Annotated in this window: 27 protein-coding genes; 13 read left to right on the forward strand and 14 right to left on the reverse strand. The window is 40.1% G+C overall.

Annotated elements, in window-relative coordinates:
• Window positions 1-88 precede the first annotated feature (88 nt).
• On the reverse strand, window positions 89-979 hold the full coding sequence (locus tag MB14_RS11040; protein ID WP_062591591.1) for a 3-hydroxybutyryl-CoA dehydrogenase: 891 nt from the start codon (window positions 977-979) through the stop codon (window positions 89-91).
• Between the two features lie 104 nt (window positions 980-1,083).
• Between MB14_RS11040 and MB14_RS11045 the strand changes: the two genes are divergently transcribed.
• Window positions 1,084-1,764 carry a copper homeostasis protein CutC gene (locus tag MB14_RS11045; RefSeq protein WP_062591592.1) on the forward strand — a complete coding sequence of 227 codons (681 nt, stop codon included), beginning with the start codon at window positions 1,084-1,086 and terminating at the stop codon, window positions 1,762-1,764.
• Window positions 1,765-2,114: 350 nt separating this feature from the next.
• Here MB14_RS11045 and MB14_RS11050 read toward each other — a convergent pair whose 3' ends face one another.
• Window positions 2,115-2,417 (reverse strand): PAAR domain-containing contractile injection system baseplate protein, encoded by a 303-nt coding sequence (locus tag MB14_RS11050; protein ID WP_062591593.1) that lies wholly within the window; start codon window positions 2,415-2,417, stop codon window positions 2,115-2,117.
• Window positions 2,418-2,433: 16 nt separating this feature from the next.
• The gene (gene vgrG / locus MB14_RS11055) at window positions 2,434-4,230 is read right to left on the reverse strand and encodes a type VI secretion system tip protein VgrG (protein WP_062591594.1); all 1,797 of its coding nucleotides are present in this window, start codon (window positions 4,228-4,230) and stop codon (window positions 2,434-2,436) included.
• 306 nt (window positions 4,231-4,536) lie between these two features.
• Here vgrG and MB14_RS11060 point away from each other — a divergent pair, with 306 nt between their 5' ends.
• The 3 genes from MB14_RS11060 (at window position 4,537) to MB14_RS11070 (ending at window position 9,038) form a co-directional block, all read left to right on the forward strand.
• Window positions 4,537-5,094 carry a hypothetical protein gene (locus MB14_RS11060; protein ID WP_062591595.1) on the forward strand — a complete coding sequence of 186 codons (558 nt, stop codon included), beginning with the start codon at window positions 4,537-4,539 and terminating at the stop codon, window positions 5,092-5,094.
• Window positions 5,095-5,976: 882 nt separating this feature from the next.
• Complete coding sequence (locus MB14_RS11065) at window positions 5,977-6,306, forward strand: PadR family transcriptional regulator (RefSeq protein ID WP_053224537.1); 330 nt, start codon at window positions 5,977-5,979, stop codon at window positions 6,304-6,306.
• Window positions 6,306-9,038, forward strand: coding sequence for an ABC transporter permease (locus tag MB14_RS11070; RefSeq protein WP_062591596.1), 2,733 nt, complete (start codon window positions 6,306-6,308; stop codon window positions 9,036-9,038). The genes MB14_RS11065 and MB14_RS11070 overlap by 1 nt, the downstream gene beginning before the upstream one ends.
• A gap of 105 nt (window positions 9,039-9,143) precedes the next feature.
• On the opposite strand, the gene MB14_RS11075 is transcribed toward MB14_RS11070, so the two are convergent.
• Window positions 9,144-9,635 (reverse strand): hypothetical protein, encoded by a 492-nt coding sequence (locus MB14_RS11075; protein ID WP_062591597.1) that lies wholly within the window; start codon window positions 9,633-9,635, stop codon window positions 9,144-9,146.
• Window positions 9,636-9,901: 266 nt separating this feature from the next.
• On the opposite strand from MB14_RS11075, the gene MB14_RS11080 reads away from it, so the two are divergent.
• The 3 genes from MB14_RS11080 to MB14_RS11090 are packed head-to-tail and all read left to right on the forward strand — an operon-like array spanning window position 9,902 to window position 13,148.
• Window positions 9,902-10,876, forward strand: coding sequence for a formylglycine-generating enzyme family protein (locus tag MB14_RS11080; protein WP_062591598.1), 975 nt, complete (start codon window positions 9,902-9,904; stop codon window positions 10,874-10,876).
• 10 nt (window positions 10,877-10,886) lie between these two features.
• Window positions 10,887-12,224 carry a Gfo/Idh/MocA family protein gene (locus MB14_RS11085; RefSeq protein WP_062591599.1) on the forward strand — a complete coding sequence of 446 codons (1,338 nt, stop codon included), beginning with the start codon at window positions 10,887-10,889 and terminating at the stop codon, window positions 12,222-12,224.
• 9 nt (window positions 12,225-12,233) lie between these two features.
• A complete protein-coding gene (locus MB14_RS11090; RefSeq protein ID WP_062591600.1) occupies window positions 12,234-13,148 on the forward strand; it encodes a hydroxypyruvate isomerase family protein in 915 nt (304 codons plus the stop codon).
• 57 nt (window positions 13,149-13,205) lie between these two features.
• Here MB14_RS11090 and pgl read toward each other — a convergent pair whose 3' ends face one another.
• From pgl to MB14_RS11105, 3 genes are read right to left on the reverse strand one after another with little or no spacing between them, the layout of a single operon-like run.
• Entirely contained in the window at window positions 13,206-13,913 is a 708-nt protein-coding gene (gene pgl, locus MB14_RS11095; protein WP_062591601.1) for a 6-phosphogluconolactonase, read from the reverse strand.
• Window positions 13,914-13,924: 11 nt separating this feature from the next.
• On the reverse strand, window positions 13,925-14,806 hold the full coding sequence (locus MB14_RS11100) for a mechanosensitive ion channel family protein (RefSeq protein ID WP_062591602.1): 882 nt from the start codon (window positions 14,804-14,806) through the stop codon (window positions 13,925-13,927).
• Window positions 14,807-14,846: 40 nt separating this feature from the next.
• Window positions 14,847-15,353, reverse strand: coding sequence for a gluconokinase (locus tag MB14_RS11105; protein ID WP_084376049.1), 507 nt, complete (start codon window positions 15,351-15,353; stop codon window positions 14,847-14,849).
• Window positions 15,354-15,456: 103 nt separating this feature from the next.
• Between MB14_RS11105 and MB14_RS11110 the strand changes: the two genes are divergently transcribed.
• Window positions 15,457-15,870, forward strand: coding sequence for an OmpA family protein (locus tag MB14_RS11110; RefSeq protein ID WP_062591603.1), 414 nt, complete (start codon window positions 15,457-15,459; stop codon window positions 15,868-15,870).
• A 9-nt stretch (window positions 15,871-15,879) separates the two neighbouring features.
• Here MB14_RS11110 and MB14_RS11115 read toward each other — a convergent pair whose 3' ends face one another.
• Window positions 15,880-16,590 (reverse strand): flavodoxin family protein, encoded by a 711-nt coding sequence (locus MB14_RS11115; RefSeq protein WP_062591604.1) that lies wholly within the window; start codon window positions 16,588-16,590, stop codon window positions 15,880-15,882.
• A 225-nt stretch (window positions 16,591-16,815) separates the two neighbouring features.
• On the opposite strand from MB14_RS11115, the gene MB14_RS11120 reads away from it, so the two are divergent.
• The gene (locus tag MB14_RS11120; protein ID WP_246032585.1) at window positions 16,816-17,049 is read left to right on the forward strand and encodes a DUF7218 family protein; all 234 of its coding nucleotides are present in this window, start codon (window positions 16,816-16,818) and stop codon (window positions 17,047-17,049) included.
• Window positions 17,050-17,141: 92 nt separating this feature from the next.
• Here MB14_RS11120 and MB14_RS11125 read toward each other — a convergent pair whose 3' ends face one another.
• Together MB14_RS11125 and MB14_RS11130 are read right to left on the reverse strand one after the other, a co-directional pair.
• Window positions 17,142-17,702 (reverse strand): type 1 glutamine amidotransferase domain-containing protein, encoded by a 561-nt coding sequence (locus MB14_RS11125; protein ID WP_062591605.1) that lies wholly within the window; start codon window positions 17,700-17,702, stop codon window positions 17,142-17,144.
• A gap of 130 nt (window positions 17,703-17,832) precedes the next feature.
• Window positions 17,833-18,024, reverse strand: coding sequence for a CsbD family protein (locus MB14_RS11130; RefSeq protein WP_053224525.1), 192 nt, complete (start codon window positions 18,022-18,024; stop codon window positions 17,833-17,835).
• Window positions 18,025-18,284: 260 nt separating this feature from the next.
• Between MB14_RS11130 and MB14_RS11135 the strand changes: the two genes are divergently transcribed.
• The 3 genes from MB14_RS11135 to MB14_RS11145 are packed head-to-tail and all read left to right on the forward strand — an operon-like array spanning window position 18,285 to window position 22,468.
• A complete protein-coding gene (locus tag MB14_RS11135; RefSeq protein WP_062591606.1) occupies window positions 18,285-18,614 on the forward strand; it encodes a PadR family transcriptional regulator in 330 nt (109 codons plus the stop codon).
• Complete coding sequence (locus tag MB14_RS11140) at window positions 18,611-21,223, forward strand: ABC transporter permease (RefSeq protein WP_062591607.1); 2,613 nt, start codon at window positions 18,611-18,613, stop codon at window positions 21,221-21,223. The genes MB14_RS11135 and MB14_RS11140 overlap by 4 nt, the downstream gene beginning before the upstream one ends.
• 30 nt (window positions 21,224-21,253) lie before the next feature.
• Window positions 21,254-22,468: a BaiN/RdsA family NAD(P)/FAD-dependent oxidoreductase gene (locus MB14_RS11145; protein WP_062591608.1), complete on the forward strand. Its 1,215-nt coding sequence runs from the start codon at window positions 21,254-21,256 to the stop codon at window positions 22,466-22,468.
• 70 nt (window positions 22,469-22,538) lie between these two features.
• Here the strand turns inward: MB14_RS11145 and MB14_RS11150 are convergent, their stop codons facing one another.
• Together MB14_RS11150 and MB14_RS11155 are read right to left on the reverse strand one after the other, a co-directional pair.
• On the reverse strand, window positions 22,539-22,913 hold the full coding sequence (locus tag MB14_RS11150) for a hypothetical protein (protein ID WP_062591609.1): 375 nt from the start codon (window positions 22,911-22,913) through the stop codon (window positions 22,539-22,541).
• Between the two features lie 105 nt (window positions 22,914-23,018).
• The gene (locus MB14_RS11155) at window positions 23,019-23,609 is read right to left on the reverse strand and encodes a hypothetical protein (protein ID WP_062592721.1); all 591 of its coding nucleotides are present in this window, start codon (window positions 23,607-23,609) and stop codon (window positions 23,019-23,021) included.
• 213 nt (window positions 23,610-23,822) lie between these two features.
• Here MB14_RS11155 and MB14_RS11160 point away from each other — a divergent pair, with 213 nt between their 5' ends.
• Complete coding sequence (locus MB14_RS11160) at window positions 23,823-24,383, forward strand: acyl-CoA thioesterase (protein WP_062591610.1); 561 nt, start codon at window positions 23,823-23,825, stop codon at window positions 24,381-24,383.
• A gap of 7 nt (window positions 24,384-24,390) precedes the next feature.
• Here the strand turns inward: MB14_RS11160 and MB14_RS11165 are convergent, their stop codons facing one another.
• Together MB14_RS11165 and MB14_RS11170 are read right to left on the reverse strand one after the other, a co-directional pair.
• Entirely contained in the window at window positions 24,391-25,452 is a 1,062-nt protein-coding gene (locus MB14_RS11165; protein WP_062591611.1) for a WD40/YVTN/BNR-like repeat-containing protein, read from the reverse strand.
• On the reverse strand, window positions 25,452-25,706 hold the full coding sequence (locus MB14_RS11170; protein WP_062591612.1) for a ubiquitin family protein: 255 nt from the start codon (window positions 25,704-25,706) through the stop codon (window positions 25,452-25,454). The genes MB14_RS11165 and MB14_RS11170 overlap by 1 nt, the downstream gene beginning before the upstream one ends.
• Window positions 25,707-25,750: the final 44 nt, after the last annotated feature.

Raw genomic sequence — 25,750 nt, forward strand, 5'->3', positions numbered from 1 at the left:
CTTGTAGTGCATCATTTCTTTCTAAATAGAACCAAAAAAAGAGTGCCTTTTCAGACACTCTCAATTTCTAATTTGGAAAGTAATTTCCTTATTTCTTAAACTGCTTTGAAACAATCAAGTCTTTGGTGCCGTGGCTCCAAGAGTAGAAACCTTCGCCAGATTTCACGCCTAAATAACCAGCAGTTACCATGTTCACCAATAGCGGACAAGGAGCATATTTCGGGTTGCCGAAGCCTTCGTAAAGCACATTCATAATAGAAAGGCAAACGTCTAGCCCAATAAAGTCGGCCAGTTGCAATGGCCCCATCGGATGCGCCATGCCTAGTTTCATTACTGTGTCAATTTCTTCAACACCCGCCACGCCTTCAAACAATGAAATGATGGCTTCGTTGATCATTGGCATCAAAATACGGTTGGCCACAAAGCCAGGGTAGTCATTTACTTCCACAGGCACTTTGCCCAATTTCTTTGAAGTTTCCATTACCAAAGCCCTTACTTCAGCCGAAGTAGCATAGCCGTTGATCACCTCTACCAGTTTCATGACTGGAACAGGGTTCATAAAGTGCATTCCAATTACCTTGTCAGGTCGGTTGGTGGCGGCACCAATTTTAGTAATTGGAATAGAAGAGGTGTTGGAAGCCAAAATACATTCAGGCTTGGTGAAGGCATCTAAATCGCGGAAGATTTTAAGTTTGATGTCTACGTTTTCGGTAGCCGCTTCAATCACCAAATCGGCATTGGCTACGCCAGTTTTAAGGTCGGTGTGGGTAGTAATATTTGCTAAAGTCGAATTTTTAGTGGCTTCGTCAATTCTTTCTTTGGCCACCATTCGATCCAAATTCTTTTCAATGGTCTTTACGGCTTTCGCTAAAGCGTCAGCAGAAATGTCTACCAAATTTACAGCAAAGCCGCTTTGCGCATAAACATGAGCGATTCCGTTGCCCATTGTACCCGAACCAATTACTGATATATTTTTCATAACCTATGTTTGATTTTTCTATCCTAAGCACAAATATAAAAGGGTGTTTAAGAAAATTGTTTCATCAGCGGGTTTATTGCCAAAGCTATTTCCATATTTGCCCTATGCTACTTGAAATTTGTGCCAATTCCATAGAATCTGCCCTCAACGCCCAAAACGGTGGAGCCGATAGAATCGAACTCTGTTCGCACCTCGAAGCCGATGGACTTACGCCCAGTCACGGTTTGATTAAACTGACCAGAGAACTGCTCCAAATTCCTGTGTATGTGTTGATCCGTCCGCGGGCGGGTAATTTTGTGTATTCCAAAATGGAAATGGAACTGATGAAAGAAGATATTCGCCATTGTGCCGAAATGCGTTGCGATGGCGTGGTGATTGGTTGCCTTAATGAAGACAGAACCATTAACGAATATCAAACGGCAGAACTGCTGGAATGTGCTGGCTTTCTAGATGTTACTTTTCATAAGGCTTTCGACCAAGTGCCCAATCCATTCGAGGCACTGGAAACATTGAAGGAAATCGGGGTTCAGCGTATTCTTACTTCGGGCACTGCCCCAAATGCTTTAGAAGGGCTTGATATGATAGGCGAGTTGATTGAAGAGGCCGAAGGCGAAATGATTATTATGCCGGGCGGAGGCGTAAGGCCTAACAATTTGGAACGCTTATTTGAGACTGGCGCTACGGAATATCACAGTGCGGCCATTCCGAAAAACGAGAACACCACCAGTATAGAAATGGTGAGGGAATTGAAGGAGCTTTTAAGAAGGTCTAACAACGCGCTTTAAAGACTTTCTTAGGTTCTTTGTCAATTGTGAAATTCCACAGCCTCGAAACCTACGGAATGACTTGCAAAACGGGTTATGTTTTACCGCAAAGAACGCTAAGTAACGCAGAGGAGATTTGAGCCCGCCATTGCGGGGGCAACCGAGTAATGGCTAGTTTTGGCCATTATGATTCTATGTTGTTAGCACCAATCGCCTATGTTAAATCATCCTGCTCTGCGACTTCGGAGGTCTTATATAGTAACATAGATGGGTACGACTTGGGAAGCGCGAAATTCCGAAGCTTCTGAGTCAACACATTTATTTGTAAGCCTGAAATGACAGTGGAGTATCTGTTTGCTTTGTCAACCTTACTAACCCCCAATCATTACAGTAGAAGCACCTACTACGATTGATCCGCCATGTGCGGTAGTATCTCCCACACGGGCCGCTGGCATTCCTCCAATCATTACGGTTGAAGATCCTTTTATTATTGTATCATGTGGGCCAACACATACGAGCATATCACCTACACGCGCTGCTGATAATTTTTCAATCAATACAGTTGGTTCTCCCGGGCCTGTAATTGGGCCCCCAACATGAGGTATTGGAGAGGGCACTGCTGGGGTTTGCATTGGGCATTCATGAAAATCTGTTAGTCTTGCTGCTAGTGGCATATTTTCCTTTTTTAGTTTAATTAATCATTACCATCGCTCCTTTAAGCGTCAATTCTCCTCTGGCTTGTACTTGAGCTGTCTGGCTTCCTTCTGCAGAAAATTCCCTTTGAGCAGTGGTGTTTATGTTTATCCCTTTGGTTTGTACATCACCACCAGAGGATTCAATAGAAACTCCTTGTTGACCCTTTATGACCACTTGTTGATCGGCCTCAAATGTGATGTTTTTAGCGCTTTTAATCAAAATGCCGCTGCTTGACATTGCAATGCTATTTTCATTCTGATCTTTGATTTTAATTTGTCCGTCCTTATCGCTGCATACGATTTGATTTTTTGCAGGTGTGTTTAAAGTTAACTCCTTATTTTCATCATCAAATTCAAGGGTGATCCCTGATTTAGATACTATCGCCTTTTTGCTGTTCTTTTTATTTGGATTTAAACCCTCAAAGGGCTTATTACTTGGATTACTATACAAACTGCCTAGAATGATTGGGTATTTTGGGTTGTCATTTAAAAAGCCGACTATCACCTCATCGCCAACCTCGGGCATAAAGAATACGCCAGCACCAGAAGTAGAGTAGAAGTTGGTCAAGCGTGCCCAAATGCCTTCTCCATTTGTATCCAACAAGGGTAAATCAACTAAAATGCGGAGTTGGTTATTTGGGTCTTCATTTATTTGTTTTACGGTGCCGTTAATAAGCCCTTGTACTCTTGGTACCAAGCCTGAAGCTGGTGGTGCGAGTACCTCGGGTTTCTTGATTAACCAATCTGGCGATATACCAAATGATGCTTCTGTCGTCCAGCTTCCACCTGCAATCACGTGGTGAACAGATGAAATGATATGATCACCATTAAAGCGATCGCCAAGGCCGCCCAGCGTGATATATTTCCCTGGGTCAGCTAGGTTTGTGCCTTGGAATTTTACTTCGCCTTGAATTTTAGAATAAGTACTTTTCGCTAAGGTATTTTTCGACCAATCCGCTAATTCAGAGGATGTTAATGAAGCTGAAGTTTGCAATTCATAGGTTGTGAGTCCCACCACCTCAGATAGTTTTTCTGTAGATAAATTTCCTGAGCCAATTATATCATTCGTTACTAGCTCTGAAATCATCTCTTGATTAACATAATCCCATGCGCTTGCTTCGGCACTAGCTATTTGCGTAACAGCGTCTAATGCGGCATTAAACTCTAGTAAATTGTCGCCATACTTAACCTCTAATACAGCAGTAGTATCGGTACTTGGCGGAAATACAGAAATGTTTCCATTAAGTGCAGTAACAATCATTCCATTGGCTTCTGCTCTAGTCAGTATAAAGTCCCAATCAGAGGTGTAGTATTGTACTTGTTCTGGGTATTCGGTGGTGGTTGCAGTTATATTGTGACTTACACCTGAATAGTTTCCTATGATGCTATTAATTATATCGCTGTCTTTCTTTTTGGAATAGGTAATACTTTTTCTTCCTACAGCCATTTTGACGGTTTCGTCACGGCATTCTACTTCCAATACAGACCCCACAGTTTCCGTAATACGGATGCTCTGTTTAGTGACTATTCCCTTAAAGATTAACTGGTTTACGGAATCGTAACCCGCTTCTATGGTGATGGAAACCCCGGGAACAAAAGTATTAGAGGAACTAACCTCAAAATTACTTGTACTTGGTGAACTGTCTAGAATGATGATTTTTACAGTTGGAATGCTGTTAATTCTTTTTTCTACGTCAATAGAAAGAATTTCAATCGTATCAGAAATAGCTTTTCCATTGGTTTTAATACTGAAGGTGACAAGACTGCCATGATTAATATTTGTAGTACTCATATACCTTGATTTTATTAAGGAAAAAATGATAATTCCATGTAATTTATAAAAAAGTGAGTATGATTTGACTTTCAAAACGGGTTATGTTTAACCGTAAAGAACGCAAAGACCATCACTTACCGCCATTCTGATGAGCCCGGAGTGTAACGAAGGGTGAAGTAAGAATCCGTCTGCTTATGGCGGTCGTGCAGACGCTCTGAATTAGCTTTTTAAGGATTCAACGTTTCACAGAAAAGAATTAAAAAGAAGTAATGCCTTAAATTCAAATAATACCCATATCATTGTTTAATATATAAAGCATAGCGCATGAAAAAGTTGTTGATTTTATTCTTGTTTCCGATCCAAATCATGGCACAAGAACTTCCGGGTTCAGTAAAATTTTGGAATACATTACAAGCGCATTGTGGAAAATCTTATGAAGGTGAAATCATTGCCGGAGGGGTAGAGGGAGATGGTTTTATGGGAGAGAAACTCGTAATGCATGTGCGTTCCTGTGAAGAAAACACAATCAGAATTCCATTTTTTGTGGGAGAAGATAAGTCTCGAACTTGGGTTTTTACGATGACAGAAAACAAGCTAATACGTTTAAAACACGACCATAGGCATGAAGATGGTACCGAAGATAAAGTCACACAATATGGTGGGTTAAGCTCCAATACAGGATTGGCCAACATTCAGTTTTTCCCAGCAGATCAAGAAACTTCAGACCTGATTTCTTACGCCTCTAACAATGTTTGGTGGGTGACAGTAGATGACAAAAGCTTTACCTACAACCTAAAAAGGATTGGAAGTGATCGCGTGTTTTCAGTAAAGTTTGACCTTACCAAAGAGGTGAGTACCCCAAGCGCCCCTTGGGGGTATTAAGGGTTTTTGTTTTTTAACTGCAAAGAAAGCAGAGGATAATTTTGAGAAATACCATAATTGCCTGCGATAAGTCACCCTGTAAGGGTCTTTTTCAGTAACAAAAGGAGGTGACTTGTGAGTCGTGAAATTCCAAAGCCACGAAACCTACGGAATGACTTGAGAAACAGGTTATGTTTAACCGCAAAGACCATCACTTACCGTCACCCCGAACTCGTTTCAGGGTCCGTTTGCTACTATTGAAAACATCAGAACTTTAAAACTCGCACGGATGTCCGCCCTCGGGGGCGGTAGGTGGGGGATTTATGCTAAATCTTGACTTTAGAAACGCAGAAGTGATTGACTTAAATAACGTGAAAAGATTCCTACGGAATGACGTGCTAAATGAGTTTGTTTCGCCTTGATCCGGAACTTCAGTATCAGCCTACTTTGTGTTACTCCGTGCCCTTTGCGGTTTAGTAAACTGTGAGATTGCTTCACGTAGGTGCTTACACTTCAATGTGTATTTGCAGGTTTGCAATGACGGTTGAGTAGGTGTTTATGGCACAAATGTTTGAGTTTTGTGGTGAGCCATCGGTCACCGTCATTGCGATGAATTAGCAGCCGCTAGGCAAGAATTCAGAAGCAATCTCTTTAATAAGCTATATGTACGCAGTTCAATTTGCAGTGTATGCATTTTATAAACTTTGCGAAGCTCCGAGTCCTTTGCGGTTTAGTAATCATTGAGATTGCTTCACGTAAGCTTCATCACTTCGATGTGCACTTGCGGGTTCGCAATGACGCTGCGAATAGACCTTTGCGGTTAAAGTAGTCATTCCATTTAATTACCTCATTTGTATTTCAATCTATTACTTATAACTTTGTATAACATACAATGTATATCTTATGAAAAACAAGGGGCTAGGTGAGTTCGAAGAGTTGGTGCTTTTGGCAGTCTGTATTTTAAAAGGGGAGGCTTACGGCATTAATGTAAAACAGGAAGTAGAAAAGCACAGCGGTCGCTCCATACTTTTGGGGGCGGTGCACATTACCCTCTATCGTTTGCAAGACAAAGGTTTGCTCAAATCTGAAATGGGCGGCAACACCGAAAAACGAGGCGACAGACGAAAACGCCTTTTTGAAGTCACTCCTTCGGGCATGCGCCAATTAGAAGCCGCTCAAGATGTTCGCCAAAAAATGTGGCAATTGATTCCGCAACTTAATGCAGGTCACTAATGCCTAAGAAGAAATTCAATACGCCTAGATTCGCCAATTGGTTGGCAGCTAAGTGCATCAATAAAATGTACTTGGAAGAGTTTTTAGGGGACTTACAAGAAATTTACGAAGACAGAATGCTGGTCAAAGGCAAGCGGTATGCGCGGTTCATGTATTGGATCGATGCCCTCCATTTGCTTATAGGATTCTCTTCTTTTTCACTTTTCAAAACTCAAAGTAATAACACCATGATGATCAAAAACATGTTTAAAATTGCCTGGCGGAATGCCATCAGGCAAAAGCAATTTACCGTGCTTAATCTGCTCGGTTTAATGATCGGAATCAGCATTTCGCTCACAATCGGTCTTTTCATTCACCATGAAACTACCTACGATACTTTTCTACCCGAGATAGATCGAGTGTATCGTGTTAACCAACCCAACATATGGTCTGATTGGACCGCACAAATGTCGAATACTGGGCCCAATGTGGCGGTGGCTTTGCGAGAAGAATTGCCGGAATTCGAGGAAGTCACACGAATCATGTCTTTGGGCTCACAAATCACCAATTATAAAGCCGAGGCTAAAAAGGACAAGTCCTTCGAGGAAAGTGCCTTTTTCGCTGTGGAAAACAACTTTTTCGAAGTTTTTCCTTTTGAGTTTTCAGAAGGAAATCCGAAAACGGCCATTGAAGCACCCAATAGTATGGTGATAACTCAAAGCACTGCCGAGCGCTATTTTGGTTATGAAAGTGCCATAGGAAAAACGCTTGAAGTAAAACAATGGGATAATACCTGGCAAAGCTTTGTGGTGACGGGGGTTTTGGTGGATGTACCAAGTAAATCTCACCTACAGTTTGATGTTTTAGTGTCGCTGAACAGCTACCAAGCCCAAATGGACCGTGACGGTTGGAAATGGATTTGGACGGCTTTTGGTACTTATGCAAAGGTAAATGACGGTACGAATATGGCTGCCTTGAGTGATAAGATTCAGGCGATTCCCCCTAAGTATGCCCCTGCAACCACGGAACGAATTTTCAACCAGAGTTTTGAAGAATTTACGGCTGGTAATCCTTGGAAATTGACTTTACAGCCTGTAAAGGAGATTTATTTGTCGGAAGAGCCTCCATATAATGCTTTTGGTCCTGTGGGTAATCCGCAAATAGTAAAGGTGTTTATGGCCATTGGTATTCTGGTCTTGGTGCTTTCCTGCATCAATTTTATGAACCTTTCCACGGCCCGTTCTTCCAATCGCGCCAAGGAGGTAGGCATCAGAAAAGTGCTGGGTTCCGAAAGGGGTACTTTGATCAAGCAATTCATCTTTGAGTCTACCCTGTTTGTGGTGGTAAGCACAGTGGCAGCGCTCTTTATTGTCAATTCATCTTTGAGCTGGTTCAATGCTATTTCGGGGAAAGAATTACTGCTTACACCTTATTTAAGCCAACCCGCTTTTATTGCGGTGCTACTGGTTTTCGTTTTACTCTTGGGTTTTATTGCAGGCAGTTATCCCGCTTTCTATCTATCTTCTTTCAAACCGATTCAGGTATTGAAAGGTAAAATGAGCGCAGGCTTTAAGGGGAAGGGCATTCGAAATGGGTTGGTGGTTTTTCAATTCACCATTTCCATGACGCTGATTATTTGTACTTTCTTCGTACAAAAACAGCTGAATTATACTTCGAACTTAGACTTGGGCTTTGCCAAAGAGAATGTTTTGCAAATCGGCAATATTGAGCAAATGGGCTTCGATACCGAACGCCTAAAGACTGGGTTGGCCACTATGCCAGCCTTTACCAAAGTAGGAAAATCCTTTGGTGTACCGCCTTATGTTGACTCGGGTGATCGGTATAAATCTACGGAGCCAGAGGCACCTGTGGTAGCTTTGAGCAACTTACGTGTAGAAGCGGATTACCTGGATGTATTGGGCTTAGAGTTTTTGGCAGGTCGTAACTTTGATCAAGCACTGACCACCGATCAATACAAAGTGATTTTGAATGAGGAGGCTGTAAAAGTATTGGGTTGGGGAGGAGATGATCCGACTGGTGCCGTAGGTCAATTTGTGGCTTTGGCATCGGGCAGCGAGGATAAATTTGAGGTGATTGGTGTGGTGAAAGATTTCAATTTCAACAGTGTTCGTCAAGAAATTGCGCCTCTAATTTTCATTAATATTGACAATGATAAGGTATGGGATTATGGCGCTGGTCTTTCTTTCTATTCTATGCGTTTGAATCCTCAAGTTGTCGCCAGCCCTGAAGATTTACAGGCTGTACTTGAACAAGTTGAAGCAAGTATTAAGGAGGTGGATGCTACTATTCCTTTCGAATACAGTTTTCTGGATGAAGATTTTGAAAACACATTTCAGGAAGAAAGCCGAATGAGTTTGGTGCTCAATATTTTTACTGTAATGGCCTTAATCATCGCCTGTTTAGGCTTATTCGGTTTAGCTGCTTTCTCTGCCGAACAAAGGCTGAAAGAATTGGGGATTCGTAAAGTGTTAGGTGCGAAAATTTCAGAATTGGTGATGTTGTTTTCTTCTGAATTCACCAAGCTATTTTTAATTGCCATGTTATTGGCATCACCTATTGCTTACTTCTTAGTTGATCAATGGTTGAGTGATTTTGCTAACCGTACGCCTATTCATATTTGGGTGTTTGCGGTGTCTATGTTAGGCACCTTGGCCATCGCCATTGGAACGATTAGTTACCAGTCGCTTAGGGCTGCCCACAAAAATCCGGTGGATACTTTAAGGAGTGAGTAAAGGATAATTTGTATCTCAGGTCTTATTCTTCTCAGATCTGAGATCCAAAATCATTTTATATATGGGAGGTATTTCTTAGCGAAGAGAGCGGTTTGTTCAATTGCTTTATTCAAAGAGATCATCTGTTACATAAAAATAAAACTCTCGAGTACGAGCTGTTCTATCGTCATCCCAAGGTCTAAATTTATTCCAAGCTTTGTAGGCGGATAAATCGATTTTGGCTTTGAGTGTATCCCCATCTATTATCTTGTAAATCCTCAAATAGTGAATTTTCGAGTTGAGTTCATCTGGCGTCATTGCGGTTTGGCTACCAAGAGAAATATGCTCTAGAATCTTATGTTTAGACCCACCACCATACTCATTGTCATATCGCTTTCCAAGTAATACAGAGTCGGCCTTTACGGTACTTAGAATCTTTAAATCACTATTGTCTTCGTTTTCGAAAATTTGATTTTCAGTGCTATATGAGATGTAAATCGTGTCTGGACTCTCATTTTGAATATATGCGGTTTGATCGGTATAAAGTATATCAGGGGATGTGTCTGTGCAGGCACTAAAAAGAAAAAGTGAGAAGCTAAATGCTATTATATTTTTCATTGAGTATAGTTATATCAGTGGTAAATATAATTATTGTATTTCTATTTATGTTAGTTTGAATAGATTGGCCTTCGATTTTTTCTAAATTGGCTATACAAGTTTAAGTGTGATAAATGGGGTGAGAAATTCTTTAGGTCAGAATTATCAATATATGCGGCTGCGATTTTCCTTTTAGACTGTACTTTTATTTTCATTATGGAGGTCTTATCTTGTAAGGTGAGAGAGTTCATTTTTTGACTCATACTAGCTTTTCATAACCTTATAGAATGAGATTTTTTTTACGCCTAAGCCTAATTTTAGTTTGTTGCTTTTTTGTTCAGAGGACTGACGCTGAACAATTGGAGCAAAACCAATTTTCTAAATACAGTCAAAAAATTGCAGGCTCAGATTTAGTCATTCACATGGTCCCGATTACCGGAGGTCAGTTTAAGGCTGGAAGCCTATTGACTGAAAAGGGAAGAAAGGAAGATGAAGGGCCTGTTCATCAAGTTTCCGTAGATGATTTTTGGATGGGAAGCTACGAGGTAACCTGGGACCTGTTTGAGTTATTTTTGTATCGTGAAACCGACCATGAAATTTCGGAAGGAGATAGGGAAGTTGATATTCAAATCGATGGAATTTCTGGAGCAACCATGCCCTATGTAAATTTCAATAAGCCGGGTTATCCATTAATAAATGTGACCCAATACGCTGCTGCCACTTTTTGCAAATGGCTAAGTGCCAAAACTGGGCATTTCTACAGACTGCCTACTGAAGCAGAATGGGAATATGCAGCTAGAACCAATAGTGAAAAGGCATTTCCTTTTGAAGCTAATGCCATTGATGATTACGCTTGGCACAAAGGGAATAGTAGTGAAAATCTACAAAAGGGAGGCCTGAAAGCTTCAAATAAATGGGGTTTGTATGATATGTATGGAAATGCATCCGAATGGGTTTTGGATAGTTACGACCCCAACTATTATAAAGAAATTGGGGGAGCTAAAAACCCAGTTCTATTTACCGATGAATTATACCCAAGGGTAGTGAAAGGAGGCTCTTTTAAAGACGATATCGATAAATTAAGACCAGCAGCACGTGGTTTTTCTGACAAAAGCTGGAAAAAAAGAGATCCACAAATTCCTAAAAGCCTTTGGTGGTTAACTGATGCTACTCATGTTGGGTTTCGCATTGTAAGACCTAAAGTAGCTCCTCCTAAAGCTGAATGGGAAAAGTATTGGGGTAAACCTATTAAAGAATATTAATCGAAATGTTATGAAAGACTTTACTGAAACAAACTTTACTACCAGAAGGAAATTTCTTGAAACTACCGCACGAGTGGCAGGAACGGGCGCCTTGTTAAGCGCACTGCCCATTTCAATGAGTGCCTTTGTGGGCGGAGCAGCTGAAATTAAAGTAGCACTTGTAGGTTGTGGTGGAAGAGGCACAGGCGCTGCTTCCCAAGCCATTGAAGCCGATCCTGATGTGCGTTTGGTGGCCATGGCCGATGTATTTGCCGATCGACTTGAAGAAAGTTTTAAAGGCTTGTCTGCCAAATACGAAGGAAAGGGAAAGATAACAGTAACAGAGGCCTCTAAATTCACAAGTTTCGATGGCTATAAAGAAGCCATTGATATGGCAGATGTGGTCATTCTAACAACACCACCAGGCTTTCGCCCCCAACATTTTGAATATGCAGTACAGCAAGGTAAGCATGTGTTTATGGAAAAACCCGTTGCTACCGATGTAGTAGGGATTAAGCGAGTATTGGAAGCAGGTAAGCTAGCCCGTCAAAAGAAGCTCAATGTGGTAGTAGGACTTCAAAGGCATTATCAGAAGAACTATAGAGAAGTAGAAAAACTAATAAAAAATGGCAGTGTTGGCGATATCGTTTCGGGGCAGGTGTATTGGAACAGCGCAGGTGTTTGGACAAGGCCGCGCGTAGCAGGACAAACCGAACTTGAATACCAAATGCTCAACTGGTATTACTTCACTTGGATTTGTGGCGATCATATTTTAGAACAACACATCCATAACATAGATGTGGCCAATTGGTACATCGGTGCACGTCCAATTTCAGCGCAAGGTATGGGAGGGCGAGAAACTAGAATTGGAAAAGATACCGGCCACATTTTCGATCATCATTTTGTGGAATTTGTATACCCAGAAGGTCAAGTAATCTCTAGCCAATGCAGGCATCAGCGCGGATGTATGAACAGGGTAGAAGAGGTATTCCAAGGCACTAAAGGAAATATTACTGTGAACGGTGGAAACATTGGAATTGTAAAAGGTAGAAATGGTCAGTCCATTTTAAACTACAATGGACAGAACGATATCAATCCATATCAGCAAGAGCATAATGAATTATTTGCGGCTATAAAGGCTGGAGAGCATCGTTTAGATGATGTTGATTATGGAGCTGAAAGTACCATGACTGCCATCATGGGCAGAATGGCAACTTACTCTGGGCAAGTGATTACTTGGGATGAAGCCATGGCCAGCGATTTAAAGTTAGTTCCAGATCTCAATTCATTTAATGATGAAGCCCCAATTTTACCTGACGCCAATGGAGTTTATCCTGCCGCTGTTCCGGGCAAAACCAGATTCTTTTAAATCTAGACTATGAAACGTAGAAACTTTTTTAAGACGGGCCTACTGGGTGCATCAGCCGCTTTGGTTGCAAACCCATATAGTGCTTTTGCCAATACAGCAAGCCAAAATGGAACGTTTAAACTGAATTATGCGCCACATTTTGGAATGTTTAGAAGTTCGGCTTCTGGGGGTGTTTTGAACGAATTAGACTTTATGCATGAAGCGGGTTTTAGGTCTATGGAAGACAATGGAATGAAAGGTCGAAGCGTAGATGAACAAAAGCAAATTGCCAGTAAAATGGAAAAGCATGGAATGACCATGGGCGTTTTTGTGGCGCATACCATTTTCTGGACGGAACCAAACTTGACTTCAGGTAAACAAGACTGGAGAGATCAATTTCTGAAGGAAATCAAAGAATCCGTAGAAGTGGCCAAAAGGGTGAATGCCAAATGGATGACGGTGGTTCCCGGTCATGTAGATTTACGTAAAGACATGGGCTATCAAACTGCCAATGTGATTGAGTCATTAAAACAAGCCGCAGCTATTTTGGAGCCGCACGGTTTAACCATGGTGCTTGAACCGCTCAATTTCAGAGATCACCCGGGGCTTTTTCTTACGAAATCTGCTCAGGCTTTTGAAATCTGTAAAGCGGTAGACAGCCCTTCATGCAAAATTCTATTCGATATTTATCATCAGCAAATTCAAGAAGGAAACCTAATTCCCAATATAGATTTGAGTTGGGACGAGATTGCTTATTTCCAAGTAGGAGATAACCCGGGAAGAAAAGAGCCAACCACGGGTGAAATCAACTACAAGAATGTGTTTAAGCATATTCATTCTAAAGGGTTTAAAGGAGTAGTAGGAATGGAGCATGGCAACTCTATGTCTGGAAGAAAGGGTGAGGAAGCGGTGATTGAAGCTTACCGCCAGAGTGATAGCTTTTGACTTTAGAAGAGGCCTGCTTTGCGTGTAATGGAAAGTGATAGATTGAGTTATGATCTCTTACTTTCCAGAAGCTGCTTTATCTAAAAACCAACTCAGTTCACCATGGGTTGGTTTAATGTAACTGGCAGGGTAATGTTCGCAGTCGCCAGTAAGGTTGAGAATTTCTCTTACTTTTTCAGCTTTGGCTTGGCCGGTTACCAAAAAGCAAACTTCTTTGGCGTTGTTGATGACCGATCCCGTTAGGGTGATTCGCTTTTGGCCAGATGTAGGGTGTTCTGCCACTTCGCATACTTTCTTTGAAGTGATTAACTCCATTTGATGAGGAAAAATTGAAGCGGTGTGGCCGTCTTCCCCCAAACCAAGTATTATCAAATCAAATTGTGGTAAACCGTTAATCGGAGGTAGGTTTTCAGATATTAGTTTTCCATACCGGACAGCTTCTTCATCTGGGTCGCATTCACCGAAAACACGATGAATGTTTTCTTCAGAAATATCTAAATGCTGAAAGAGGTATTCGTGCGTCATTCCATAATTGCTTTCTCCAGAAGTAGGTGGTACACAGCGTTCATCACCCCAGTAGAAATGGAATTTAGGCCATTCAATTTTGTCGGAGTATTTATGTACTAGAATTTCAAATAGAAGTTTTGGAGTTGAACCACCGGAAAGTGCAATATTCAGCCTATTCACCTCTTGCTGTATTTCACTCAGGTAATCTGCAAAGGCTTTAGCTGTAGCTTCGGGGTTTTTAAAGGTTTTTATTTCCATGGAATTAAATCTTAATTCTTATTCATATTGGTAACTTCAATAGCCGCTGAAGCTATTTTTAATTTGCCATTGCTTGCCTTAATGGCTTCTAAAATTTTAATGTAGAGCATATCTTTTGTGGTTCTACGCATTTTGTAATTCACAATGTAGCGTAGCGTAAAAGTCATCCAACTTTCATCAAACGACATACTTACCATAGGTGTGATTTGTGCATTTTCTACATACAAACTCTGGGTCATTTTATTCCATGCATCTTGAGAGTTTTTGGCAAAGTCTCCCAATGACTCTTCCATAATATTTAGGAAAACTTCTTTGGCATATTTGTAATCCGATTCGGTTTTGAGCGGAATCTTCATTTCATCCCATAGAAAAGGAAAATCAGCTGAATAGTTGAAAACAGGCTCTTTGAACACAAAGCTGTTTGAAATTCTTACAATCCTACCGTTGTATAAATCTCCATTTACCCATTGGCCAACTTCCATAAGGGTGGTGCGCAAAACACCAATGTCCATTACATCGCCTTTAATTCCGCCAAGCTGAACACGGTCGCCAGTTTTATAGAAGTTTCCAAATACAATGGCTAACCAACCCGCTACACTTGTAATTACTTCTTGCAAGGCAAAGGCAATTCCAGCCCCAGCAACTCCCAAGGCTACTCCAAAACCACCCAAACGATCGCTGTAGATGGTTGTGATAAGAATGATGGTAAGAAAATAGCCAATGAAGCTTGTAAGTTTCTTAGTTCTGTGTCGATTATCGGCAGCTTTTATTCTTCCAATAAATCTGCTCTGAACAAACTTGATTAAGATCCAGATAACGGCAATACCTAGAAAAAGCATGACCAACTTACTTATTGTAGGGTCATAAAGAAGTTCTTTGATGTTGTTTTCCATAGGGCAGGAACAAGTGCATGGTGAAAATACTTAATGTAAATCAATTTTGGTGAAAATGCCCCGAATCCTTTTTTAGCTGCAATTCAATTCTACTTACGATGGAGGATAATTTGTCTGTAGCGTTAATCTTGATAGCGTTTTTTGGTATTTCTAATGTAGCTAATTGTGATTGAATTAAACTAGCATGCATATAATGTTGCTTTCTATTTGCTAGCCTAGCAGTTGCTTCAAATTCAGTGACCTCCAAAAACACCCAAGTAATTGCTAACCTTTGTGAAAGGTAATCTCTATAGGATTGCTTTAATGCCGAGCAAGCTAAAATGAATTCCGACCGGTGTGCATTTAAAATGTGTTCTACAATAGAGGCTAGCCAAGGCCATCGGTCGTCATCTGTTAATGGAGTTCCGCTGCTCATTTTCATTAAGTTAGCCTTTGAGTGGAAATCGTCTGCATCCAGGTATGGGAGGTGTAGATTTTTAGATAGTGCTTCGCTAACGGTGCTTTTTCCTGCTCCCGAAATCCCCATTATTACAATAATTTGTTTCATATAACCCTTCAAATTTACCGAATATCAGAAATATAAAGGCTGCCCATTCTGTTTGGTTTTATTAAAGATGTATAAATCATTTTTATGCTATAAATTAAGGGTAATGAAGAGCCTGCTTGTAGCCATATTAATTTTTGCCTGTCTGCCTACCAATGCACAGGGTGTTGGAGAGCCTTCTTATATAAGGAGTGTTTTTTTTAGAGGGGGAAGTTCTTATGTTAGTTCTCAGGACTCTAAGCAGTTACTGGCATTCCTTGACTCCATTCCAAGCGTACATAACTTTATGATTACAGTGCATAGTCATACTGATGATGTGGGCGGAAGTGAATACAATGAAGTGCTTTCTGAGGCTCGAAGTCAGTCGGTTATAAAAATACTATTAGAGAATAAAGACATAAAAAAGGAGTCTATAGAAATTAAAGATTTCGGTCTGTTCAACCCTACTTACGACAATTCTACAAACTATGGTAGGCGCATGAATAGGAGGGTGGACATTATTTTTTGGCTCACTATTTAGTACGTTTTATTATCTGTATTCCGGGTTTTCAAAGCTCCATCGGTTGCCATTATCCCAATCCTTTCTCGAGTTACCATAAGCAGAATAACCACCAGATTCTTTTAACATTTTACCCAAATGTAACAGATTATAGGTCATGAAAGTGGTGTTACGATTAGTGAAATCATTTTGACTGGCGTTTGATTCTTTGTCTAAATAACTCGGTCCTGGCCCAATTTCACCAAGCCATCCGCAATCTGATTGAGGTGCTATAGAATAACCAATATGTTGTAAAGCGTAAAGAATTGACATGGCATTGTGTTTTACTCCATCTTCATTACCTGTAATTACGCATCCGCCTACTTTACCATAAAAAAGGTATTGGCCCTTATCGTTTTGCATGCCACTCATGGCGTATAGGCGTTCAATGAGTTTTTGAGCCACGGATGATTTTTCACCCAGCCAAATAGGAGTTCCAATAATGAGAATATCGGCATCTAGAACTCGCTTTACCAATTCTGGCCATTCGTCTTTTTTCCAACCATGTTCGGTCATATCGGGGTATACACCAAAGGCCACATCGTGATCTACCAATCGAATGTGATCAACAGCAACTCCTTCCTTTTCCATAATGTCCATCGAAACCCTCATAAGTCCATGAGTGTGACTTTCTTCTGGAGATTTTTTTAGAGTACAGTTGATATATAATGCTTTTAATGATGTGAAATCTATATCGTTCATAATGGTAGGGGCTTGTGTTAATTAATGTAACTGGTTTGGTAAGGATATGTTAAAAACTTGCTTAGTAGTAGGTGATTTTGCTGATAAATTTGTTTACAGAGTTCTACAATTTGAGCAGTTATCGCCACGTGATATTTTTGCTAAATCATTGATTTACAGGTGTTAAATTTTTGGTATAACAATGGGGTTAACATGATTGAACTAAATTTTATAATGATGAAAAATATGCCAAGAATCAAGAACGAAAAACAATACGAAGCCTTGAGAGACAAAGGAATGAGTAAAGAAAAGGCTGCTAGAATTGCCAACACACCCGATAGCAGTGTAAAAGGAGGTAAAGCAAAACCCTATGAAGAGCGAACCAAGTCCGAACTATATGAGAAAGCCAAACAAGTTGGAATTGATGGTCGATCTAAGATGAATAAGCAGCAATTAATTGACGCACTTCGCGAAGATTGAAAAGGAAAGAGGCACCCTAAAAGCAGAATATTAAACCAAAAACCTGACATCCACTTTACAGGTAGCCCCTTAAATTTTTGATGATAAGCTGTTTAGGCCGTTTGTTCCTCGTGTTTACCTTCAGCCACTTCTTCAACTACTTTTGCATTAAAAGCCTCTAGGTCTTCTGGACTTCTTGAAGTAACGAGTCCTTCATCAACCACTACTTCTTGATCTACCCAGTGTGCTCCTGCGTTTTCTAAATCTTTTCTGATGGAAGAGAAAGATGTCATTTTACGACCTTCTACTACTTCTGCCTCAATGAGTAACTGAGGTCCATGGCAAATGGCAGCTACAGGTTTATGCGCTTTAAAAAAGCTTCTGATAAACTCAATAGCTTTGTCATTTCTTCTTAATAAATCAGGGTTAATAACTCCCCCTGGTAAAACAAGTGCGTGGTAATCGGAAGCATCTACGTTATCCAAAACGGCATCTACATCTACTTCTTTACTCCAATTGCCATCTTTCCAACCTTTAATAGTTCCGCTTTCGGGGGCAATCACATGGGTAGTTGCTCCTGCTTTTTCCAAAGCATTTTTCGGAGACGTTAATTCTGATTCTTCAAAGCCATTTGTAGCTAAAATGGCTACTTTCTTTCCTTTTAAATTTTCCATTTTTTGATTTATTTTTTGGTGTTACGCATTGTTTAGAGTTAAACAAACCGATCGTACACCGTGGGTTAAACATTAAAATATTGATGTCGTTGGAAAGCCCAGTGGATTACTCTACTGGGCTTTTTTAGGTTTAAAGGGAGTCAATGAATTTTTTTACTGATTCTTTTGACTCACCGGTTTTCTCTTGAATTCTGCCAATTAATTCGTCTTCTTGGCCTTCGGCATAAGTCAAATCGTCATCGGTAAGATTACCATATTTTTGTTTCACTTTGCCTTTAAGTTGATTCCAATTTCCTTTGATTTTATCTGTTGTTGCACTCATGATTTTTATTGTTTAGTGATGCTTACCATGTTGCAACAGCCGTTCCGTTATTTAAGAGATGTTCTTAAAAGTCTGATAATTAGTGCGTTGAATATTTTTATTTAAAAAGCTAAACTTATGTTTATGTGAGGCTTTTCTACAAGGCATGGATTTTATTGCACATGTTGTGGGTCATGTGGGTATAAATAAAAGCTAACCTTTGTAACCTTTTAGCAAGTCTTGAGTATATTGTTTACAAAAGTGATGATAATATAAATCCAATGAGAGGAACGCATTTGGGAGAATTCGAAGAACTTGTGCTTTTGGCGGTTGCCGCACTTAATGATAACGCTTATGCTGTGGTGGTGAAAAGTGAGATTGAAGAGAAGGCCAATCGTAAAGTAAACATCAGTGCCATTCACACCGCCTTATATAGGCTGGAGGAAAAGGGCTTTTTGGAATCCAGCGTAGGGGGAGCTACAAAAACAAGAGGGGGGAAGAGTAAGCGTTTTTTTAAGGTCACCGCTTACGGCTTTAAATCCTTGAGAGAAGCCCAATCACTGCGCCAGTCTTTTTGGAGTATTATTCCACAATTATCAACTCACGAATGAAACAACAAGCACCTCCTTTACTACTAAGAAGACTACTGAAACAAATAATTGCCTATGAAATCTACGATGAGGTAGAAGGTGATTTAGCAGAACTTTTTCATGAACGATTGAATGAAATGAGTTTAGCAAAAGCTAAATGGCTTTATTTCATCGATGTGCTTTGCTCGCTTCGCAACTTCAACTTAAAACGAAAACTCACATTTTATAATCCACTGGTCATGTACAAAAACTATTTTAAAATCACTTTTCGCAATTTGCTCAAACAGAAGGGCTATTCTTTTATTAATATTTTTGGGTTAGCCTTAGGTATGGCCTCTTGTCTGCTCATTCTTCTTTTTGTAAACAACGAGCTCAGTTTCGATGGTTTTCATGAAAAGAAGGACAATATTTATCGGTTAGACGAGGTGCAGAGCTTTGGTGCTGTTTCAGAACAGAAAGTAGCCTTATCTATGTATCCCATGGGGCCAAGCCTGCTGCTGGATTACCCAGAAGTGATTGATTTTGCCAGATTTTGGGGAACGAATAGAACTTTGTTGAAACATAATAATCAACCCTATTATGTTGAAAATTTAGCTCGTGTTGATACTTCGTTTTTGAAAATGTTTGACTTCAAACTGGTTGAAGGAAATAAGGTAACTGTTTTTGAAGAACCCAATAATATCATCATAAGCGAATCACTGGCTAAAGTGATTTTTGGTAATGAAAACCCTATGGGCCAACTGATTGATGTGGATGATGACAGAGAAAATCAGATGAAAGTTGCTGGTGTTTTTGCCGATACTCCTGATAACTCTCATTTACAATTCGATGCCTTGGTCAGTACAACACTTTGGGACGAGGAAAATAGAGGAAACTGGGGGTGGAATTTTTTAAATACCTACATTCAGTTGGCAGATAATGCTGACGCTGAGAAACTAGAAGCCAAGCTTGACGATTTCTTAGTGAAGTATTTGGGAAAGGATATTTTGAATGCATACTCTTTATTCCTTCAACCTCTATCTGATGTTCATTTAGGTTCAATGGACATAACCCACGATTATTATAACCATAAGAAATTCGACCGTAGTTCAGTGAATATATTTCTGATACTTGCCTTTTTCGTTTTGCTCATTGCCAGTATCAATTTTATGAACCTTTCTACAGCCAGAGCGGCTACCCGATCTAGAGAAGTAGGGGTTCGTAAATCAATAGGTGCCTTTAAAGGACAAATTACTGGGCAGTTTATGATGGAGTCCATTATGTTATCTTTCATTGCGCTAATTATTGCTTTTTTATTGAGTTGGGCAGCAATAGCTCCACTCAATGGTATTATTGATAGAAATCTTGATCTGAGTCTCATTTTCCAGCCTATTAACCTAGTTCTTGTTTTGATTGTAACTACAACGATAGGGTTACTTTCAGGTGTTTACCCTGCTTTGGTAATGTCTAGATTCAATACAATAATGGCTTTAAAGGGGAGTGGAATGAAATCGGGAAAGTCGTTTTTTAGAAATGCACTGGTGGTTTTTCAATATGCTATTGCCATTACAATTATCATTGGTACCGTTTTGGCCACTGAACAGCTAAATTATATGCAAAATCTAGACTTGGGTTTTAAAAAGGATTTAGTCGTTGCTGTAAATATGTATAGCGATACAAATACTAAATATGATGTGTTGAAAACCGAGTTAATGAGTCAAAAAAACATTACCAATGTAACGGCTACCAAACAACGCTTGGGCAATAATCTACATCAAAACGGAATGCAGTATAGGTCAGATACGGCATTAATAACGGGAGTTACTTCTTCGGTAGTAGTAGATCATAACTTTATGGACTTCTATGAGATGGAAGTGGTAGAAGGAAGGGCTTTGAGTGAAGAGTACGCTAATGATAAAGCAGGTTTAAGTTTTGTAGTAAATGAATCATTAGCAAAAGAACTGGGAGCTGGCGGTAAAGAGGTATTGGGTATGGCCTTTCATTACGATGGTATGGATACTTTGGGGACTATTGTAGGAGTGGTAAAAAATTTCAATTACAATAAACTAAACCTGAAGGTCGACCCGCTCTTTCTTTCCTATCAAGAATGGGGTTGGAGTGAGGTGAATGTTAAACTCAAGGCTGATAATATCCAAGAAGGACTTGCTGAAATAGAGTCGGTATGGTCTACACTATTCCCTCAGCGTCCATTCGAATACCAATTTTTAGACGACCACATTGATAAAATGTACAGGTCTGAGCAGCAGCTTACCAAAGTAATCAGCATTTTGTCTGTCTTGGCCATTATTATTGCTTCTTTAGGGCTTTTTGGTTTGGCTTCATTCACTGTAAAGCAAAGGTTAAAAGAAATGGGAATCAGAAAAGTTTTAGGCGCTTCGGTAAGTGAAATAGTAATGATTCTTTCAAAGAAATTCACAGCCCTGGTTTTGATTGCATTTCTTATTTCTGCCCCAATTACTTACTACTTAATGGAGGGATGGTTAGCAGGCTACGCTTATAGCGTAGGTATTGGAGCTGGTATTTTCTTGCTTGTTGGCGTAGGTTCTTGGTTGATTGCCTTACTCACTGTCAGTTTTCAGTCTTATCGTGTGGCCAGTTCAAACCCTGTTGAAACTTTAAGGATAGAGTAAGGCATTGAATTAGTCTTTATATCTTTGGGCATGCCCCAAAATATAGCTGTTATTGGAGGAGGGGCGGCAGGTTTTTTTGCCGCCTTTTCTTGTAAAACCCATTCACCCGATACTAGGGTTACCATTTTTGAGAAGACCGGAAAGTTGCTCTCTAAAGTAAAGGTTTCTGGAGGTGGGCGCTGTAATGTAACGCATGCCTGTTTTAGTAATGGTGACTTGATTAAATTCTATCCAAGAGGGGGCAAACATTTAAAAAAAGTATTTGGACAATTTACCACAAGCGACACAGTGGCTTGGTTTGAAGAAAGAGGAGTAGAGCTGAAAGCTGAGGCCGATAACCGAATGTTTCCGATTACGGATAACTCGCAAACGATTATTGATTGCTTTTTAAAGGAAGCGAATAAGCTTGGTATTCAAGTGGTAGTTAACGCCAATGTAAATTCTATTCAACCTAAACACCCTGGTTTTGATTTGAAAATTGGAGACAAAACTCAGCATTTCGATAAGGTAATAGTCGCTTCTGGTGGAAGCCCAAAAGCACAAGGCTTTGACTGGCTGAAAGTTTTAGGACATGAAATTATTCCTCCAGTTCCTTCACTGTTTACTTTCAACATGCCTAAGGAGCCTATCAAGAATTTAATGGGACTGTCGGTCCCAAATGCTACGGTGCGAGTTCAGGGTACTAAATTGCAGCAATCGGGGCCATTATTGATTACCCATTGGGGAATGAGTGGTCCAGCCATATTAAAGACTTCTGCTTGGGGAGCTCGTGTGCTTTCAGATCTTAATTATGATTTTAAAATTCAGGTAAACTGGTTGGGTTCAATGAATGAAGAAGAGTTGAGGACTTGGTTTATCAATTCTCTTCAAACCATAGGAAAAAGGAAAATTAGGAATAAGAATCCATTTGAGATACCTAATCGACTTTGGGATTTCTTTTTAGAGAAAGTAGAAATTGATGGAGAGGGTATTTGGGCAGAACTGGGCAAGAAAAGCCTCAATAGGTTAATTAATCTACTGCTCAATGATACTTATGAGGTGAAAGGAAAAACTACTTTTAAGGAAGAGTTTGTTACCTCGGGAGGAGTTGCACTTTCTGATGTTGACTTTAATTCAATGGAGAGCAGAAAGTGCCCCAGTTTATTCTTTGCAGGCGAAGTAATTGATGTGGACGGTGTAACCGGAGGTTTCAATTTTCAGGCCGCTTGGAGTACAGGGTTTGTGGCTGGTAAAACTTCCGAATAGATTTATAAGGCACAAAAAAAGAGCTCCTGATTTTTCAGAAGCTCTTTGAGTTGATAGTTTCAAACTCAATTTAGATTTTCACAAGCTCAGCTTGAATGTTATACTTGTCAATAATACGTTGAGTGAACTGCATGCTACCGTGCGGCACATAAATCTGAAATTCACCACTTTTCATTTTAGCCAATAGCTCAAGTACTTTCCATTTGCTGGCTAATTCGCTAGGGTCAACATCTTTCTTAGAGATTTCGAAATAACCTTTACCTCCCCATTTTTCACCTGTAATATCAGGGATCAATTCAGATTCGTGATTTTGGCCTACGATACTTGCAGGTGCTTCATAAGGTTCAATAGTGGCTTTAATGTCAGTGTAACCTCTGCGCAAAAGCTTACTAATTACTTCTTCAATTTTCTCATCGTACTTTGAACCTTTAGATTCTGCTGTCATAACTTCTTTTTTGGATTAGAAATCCGTTCAATTAAACAATATATTCAAAAAAGCAGGATTGATGTTTGTTAATCAAACCCTACCTTATATAAATTCTAATAGATTTTAATTTCCCTCCGGTGGGGTAATCATAATATGAGCCCGGTGTGTTCCAGGAAACATCAACCAAGGATGGCCAGGGCCATTTGGTCGTAGGGGTAATCCTGTCGAGGCCTGAGTGGCTTTAGGCGTATAGATCACGTATCTATAACTCGCGCCTTCTATCTCCTCCGTATCAGGATTATATTTGGCATTTTGGCCATAATAGATATGAAGTACAGAGCCGTAGTTAGGCATTTTTAAAGTCCCAGCTTCGGCTTCGGCTTCTCTCATTGTCAGTACTTCTGCTCGACTTTTACCTTTCGCCTTTAAATCACGTCCGCGTGCCATAAAGGGCTCCGCATCAACACCGTAACAAACTACCTCAAATCCTTCTTGATTTGGATCGTCTGATCGAACAATGAAACCGTTTGTTCCTTCACGTAGGGTGATAAACTTTCCATCTTTATCAAATCCATATACATGAGCCCCGTCTCTTACTTCAACAGGTGCAGCAAGTAATGCCATTTTTATTTGATCTTCCTTATTGTCTTGAGCATTGCAGCTGACACATAAGGCTAGTAAAAAACAGAATGAGATAAACTTTAGGGGTTTCATTTGCGCAGATATGCCGCAATATACAAATTGTCTAGCATTTAACAGAATATACTGCTCAATAGAATTAATTAATAGTAAATAAATTGTTATGTTGGAAGGTTTTTCTAAAAATAGAAAGCCTGAATTTCGTGCTTTAAACCTTAATAGCACAGAATAGGTGTGGGCTAACTTGAAAAGTTTCCTCATCTTTAGCCCTATTGAGAATATCGTTATATGGAAAGATCAATTTACCGCACTGTTAATTATTCTAAAACTCTGATTACGGAATTAATGATTCCTTCTTACGCTAATTTTGGAGGCAAAATTCATGGGGGAACGATTCTGTCTTTAATGGACAAGGTGGCTTATGCCTGTTCGGCCAAGCATGCCGGTGGTTATTGCGTTACGGCTTCAATGAATGTGGTCGATTTTTTAGCACCTGTTGAGGTAGGCGACTTGGTTCATTTACATGCTTCTGTAAATCACGTAGGTACTTCTTCTGTAACGGTGGGAATAAGAGTAGAGGCGGAGAGTATTATTACGGGGGAAATCAGACATACAAACTCTTCATACTTTACTATGGTGCGCTTGGATGCAACTTCTAAGAAGGCAATTCCAGTTCCTGGTTTGATACTTGAAACCAGAGAAGATATGAGACGATTTTTAGAGGCGATGAAACGCAAAGAATTGGTGCAGGAATACAAGGCCAACTTCAAGAATACTGTGGATAGCTTAGACCTAGATCATATTGAAGAATTGTTGAAGGGGCAGAACTGCCAGATTCAAGGGACTTGAGCCAATTCTACTCAGCAATAAAAGCCGCACAACGTACCGCACTCAAGTTTTGACTTATAGTAGTCCAATGCTGGCCTTTGTCCATCGAGGCATAGAGGTTACCATTGTTTGTGCCGAAGGCCAAAGTATTACCTTTAATGTCCATTGCATCGCGCAAAACCAAATCAAATGCAGGGTTAGGAAGCCCATTTTCGAGCGACCTCCAATTTTGCCCAGCATCTTTTGTATAATAGACGGCTAATTTTTGATGGTGAGGGATCCTTAAATGATCGCTTTGTGCCGGAATTACCCAAGCCTCTAAATCATTGTCATCCGCAATGGCCATCGCAAAACCATACACTGCTTTCCCCATATGGTCAGTAATGTCTTGCCAAGTTTTTCCCAGGTCTTCAGAGCGGTAGATTCCACAGTGGTTTTGTTGCCAAAGCACATTGGGGTTCAATTTTGATTGGTAAATCGTATGCGGATCGTGGCCTACTACACTTTCTGTATTGGGTAAAAAGAAGGCTTTGAGCCCTGTGTTTGTTGGTTGCCAAGTAATGCCGCCATCATAAGTTTGGAAAACTCCCGCACAACTAACGCCCACCGTTAAATGGTTTTCATTTTCCGAATTGGAAAGAACGGTATGTAAAAATGGGGAGTTGCTTCCTTTTCCACCACCTTGCCAACTCGAGCGAGAAGGATGGTTGCTGAGGCCATTCATTTCGTTCCAACTTTTGCCTAAATCATCAGAATAAAATAAGGCAGCGGGTTCAGCGCCAATATAGAGACGTTGAATATTGCCAATATTCTGAGATTCAATCGTCCAAATGGATTTTAGTGTAAAGGGGCTTTCCGTTGAAAATTTGGGGCTGCTCACTTCAGTAAATGTTTCGCCCATGTTTATTGAAACATAAACCTTTGGCCCCCAGTGTTTGTGGTTGATGGCTACCCACCAATGTTGATTTTTATCTGCATGAAAAGCACCAATAGGCATTCCTATAAAGTGGATATCGGCCAAAACCCATTCGCTGTTTACTGCTTGCTTGAAAATAAGCAAGCCCTTGTCTGTGCCTACTGCTAACTTCATTATCCTCCTGATATGGCTTGTATTATATGAATCTGAGCCGATTTCGGTAGTTCTGAATGTACCTTCTCGTTATAAGGTTCATCGTCAATATAGAACTTTACGTGTTCTCTGATCTGACCTTTCTCGTCAACCAAATAGCCTTGTATTCCTTGGTGTTTTTTCTCTAGTTCCGAAAGAAGTGTTTCAATGCTGTCCGCTTCAATGTATTCTTCCTTTAAGTTAGGGAAGAAGGTTTTGAGGGCAGATGTAAACATTAAATGAGGCATAAACTCAAAGCTATTAAAATCTGTAAGAATTC

This window comes from Roseivirga ehrenbergii (assembly GCF_001593005.1).
GTDB lineage: Bacteria > Bacteroidota > Bacteroidia > Cytophagales > Cyclobacteriaceae > Roseivirga > Roseivirga ehrenbergii.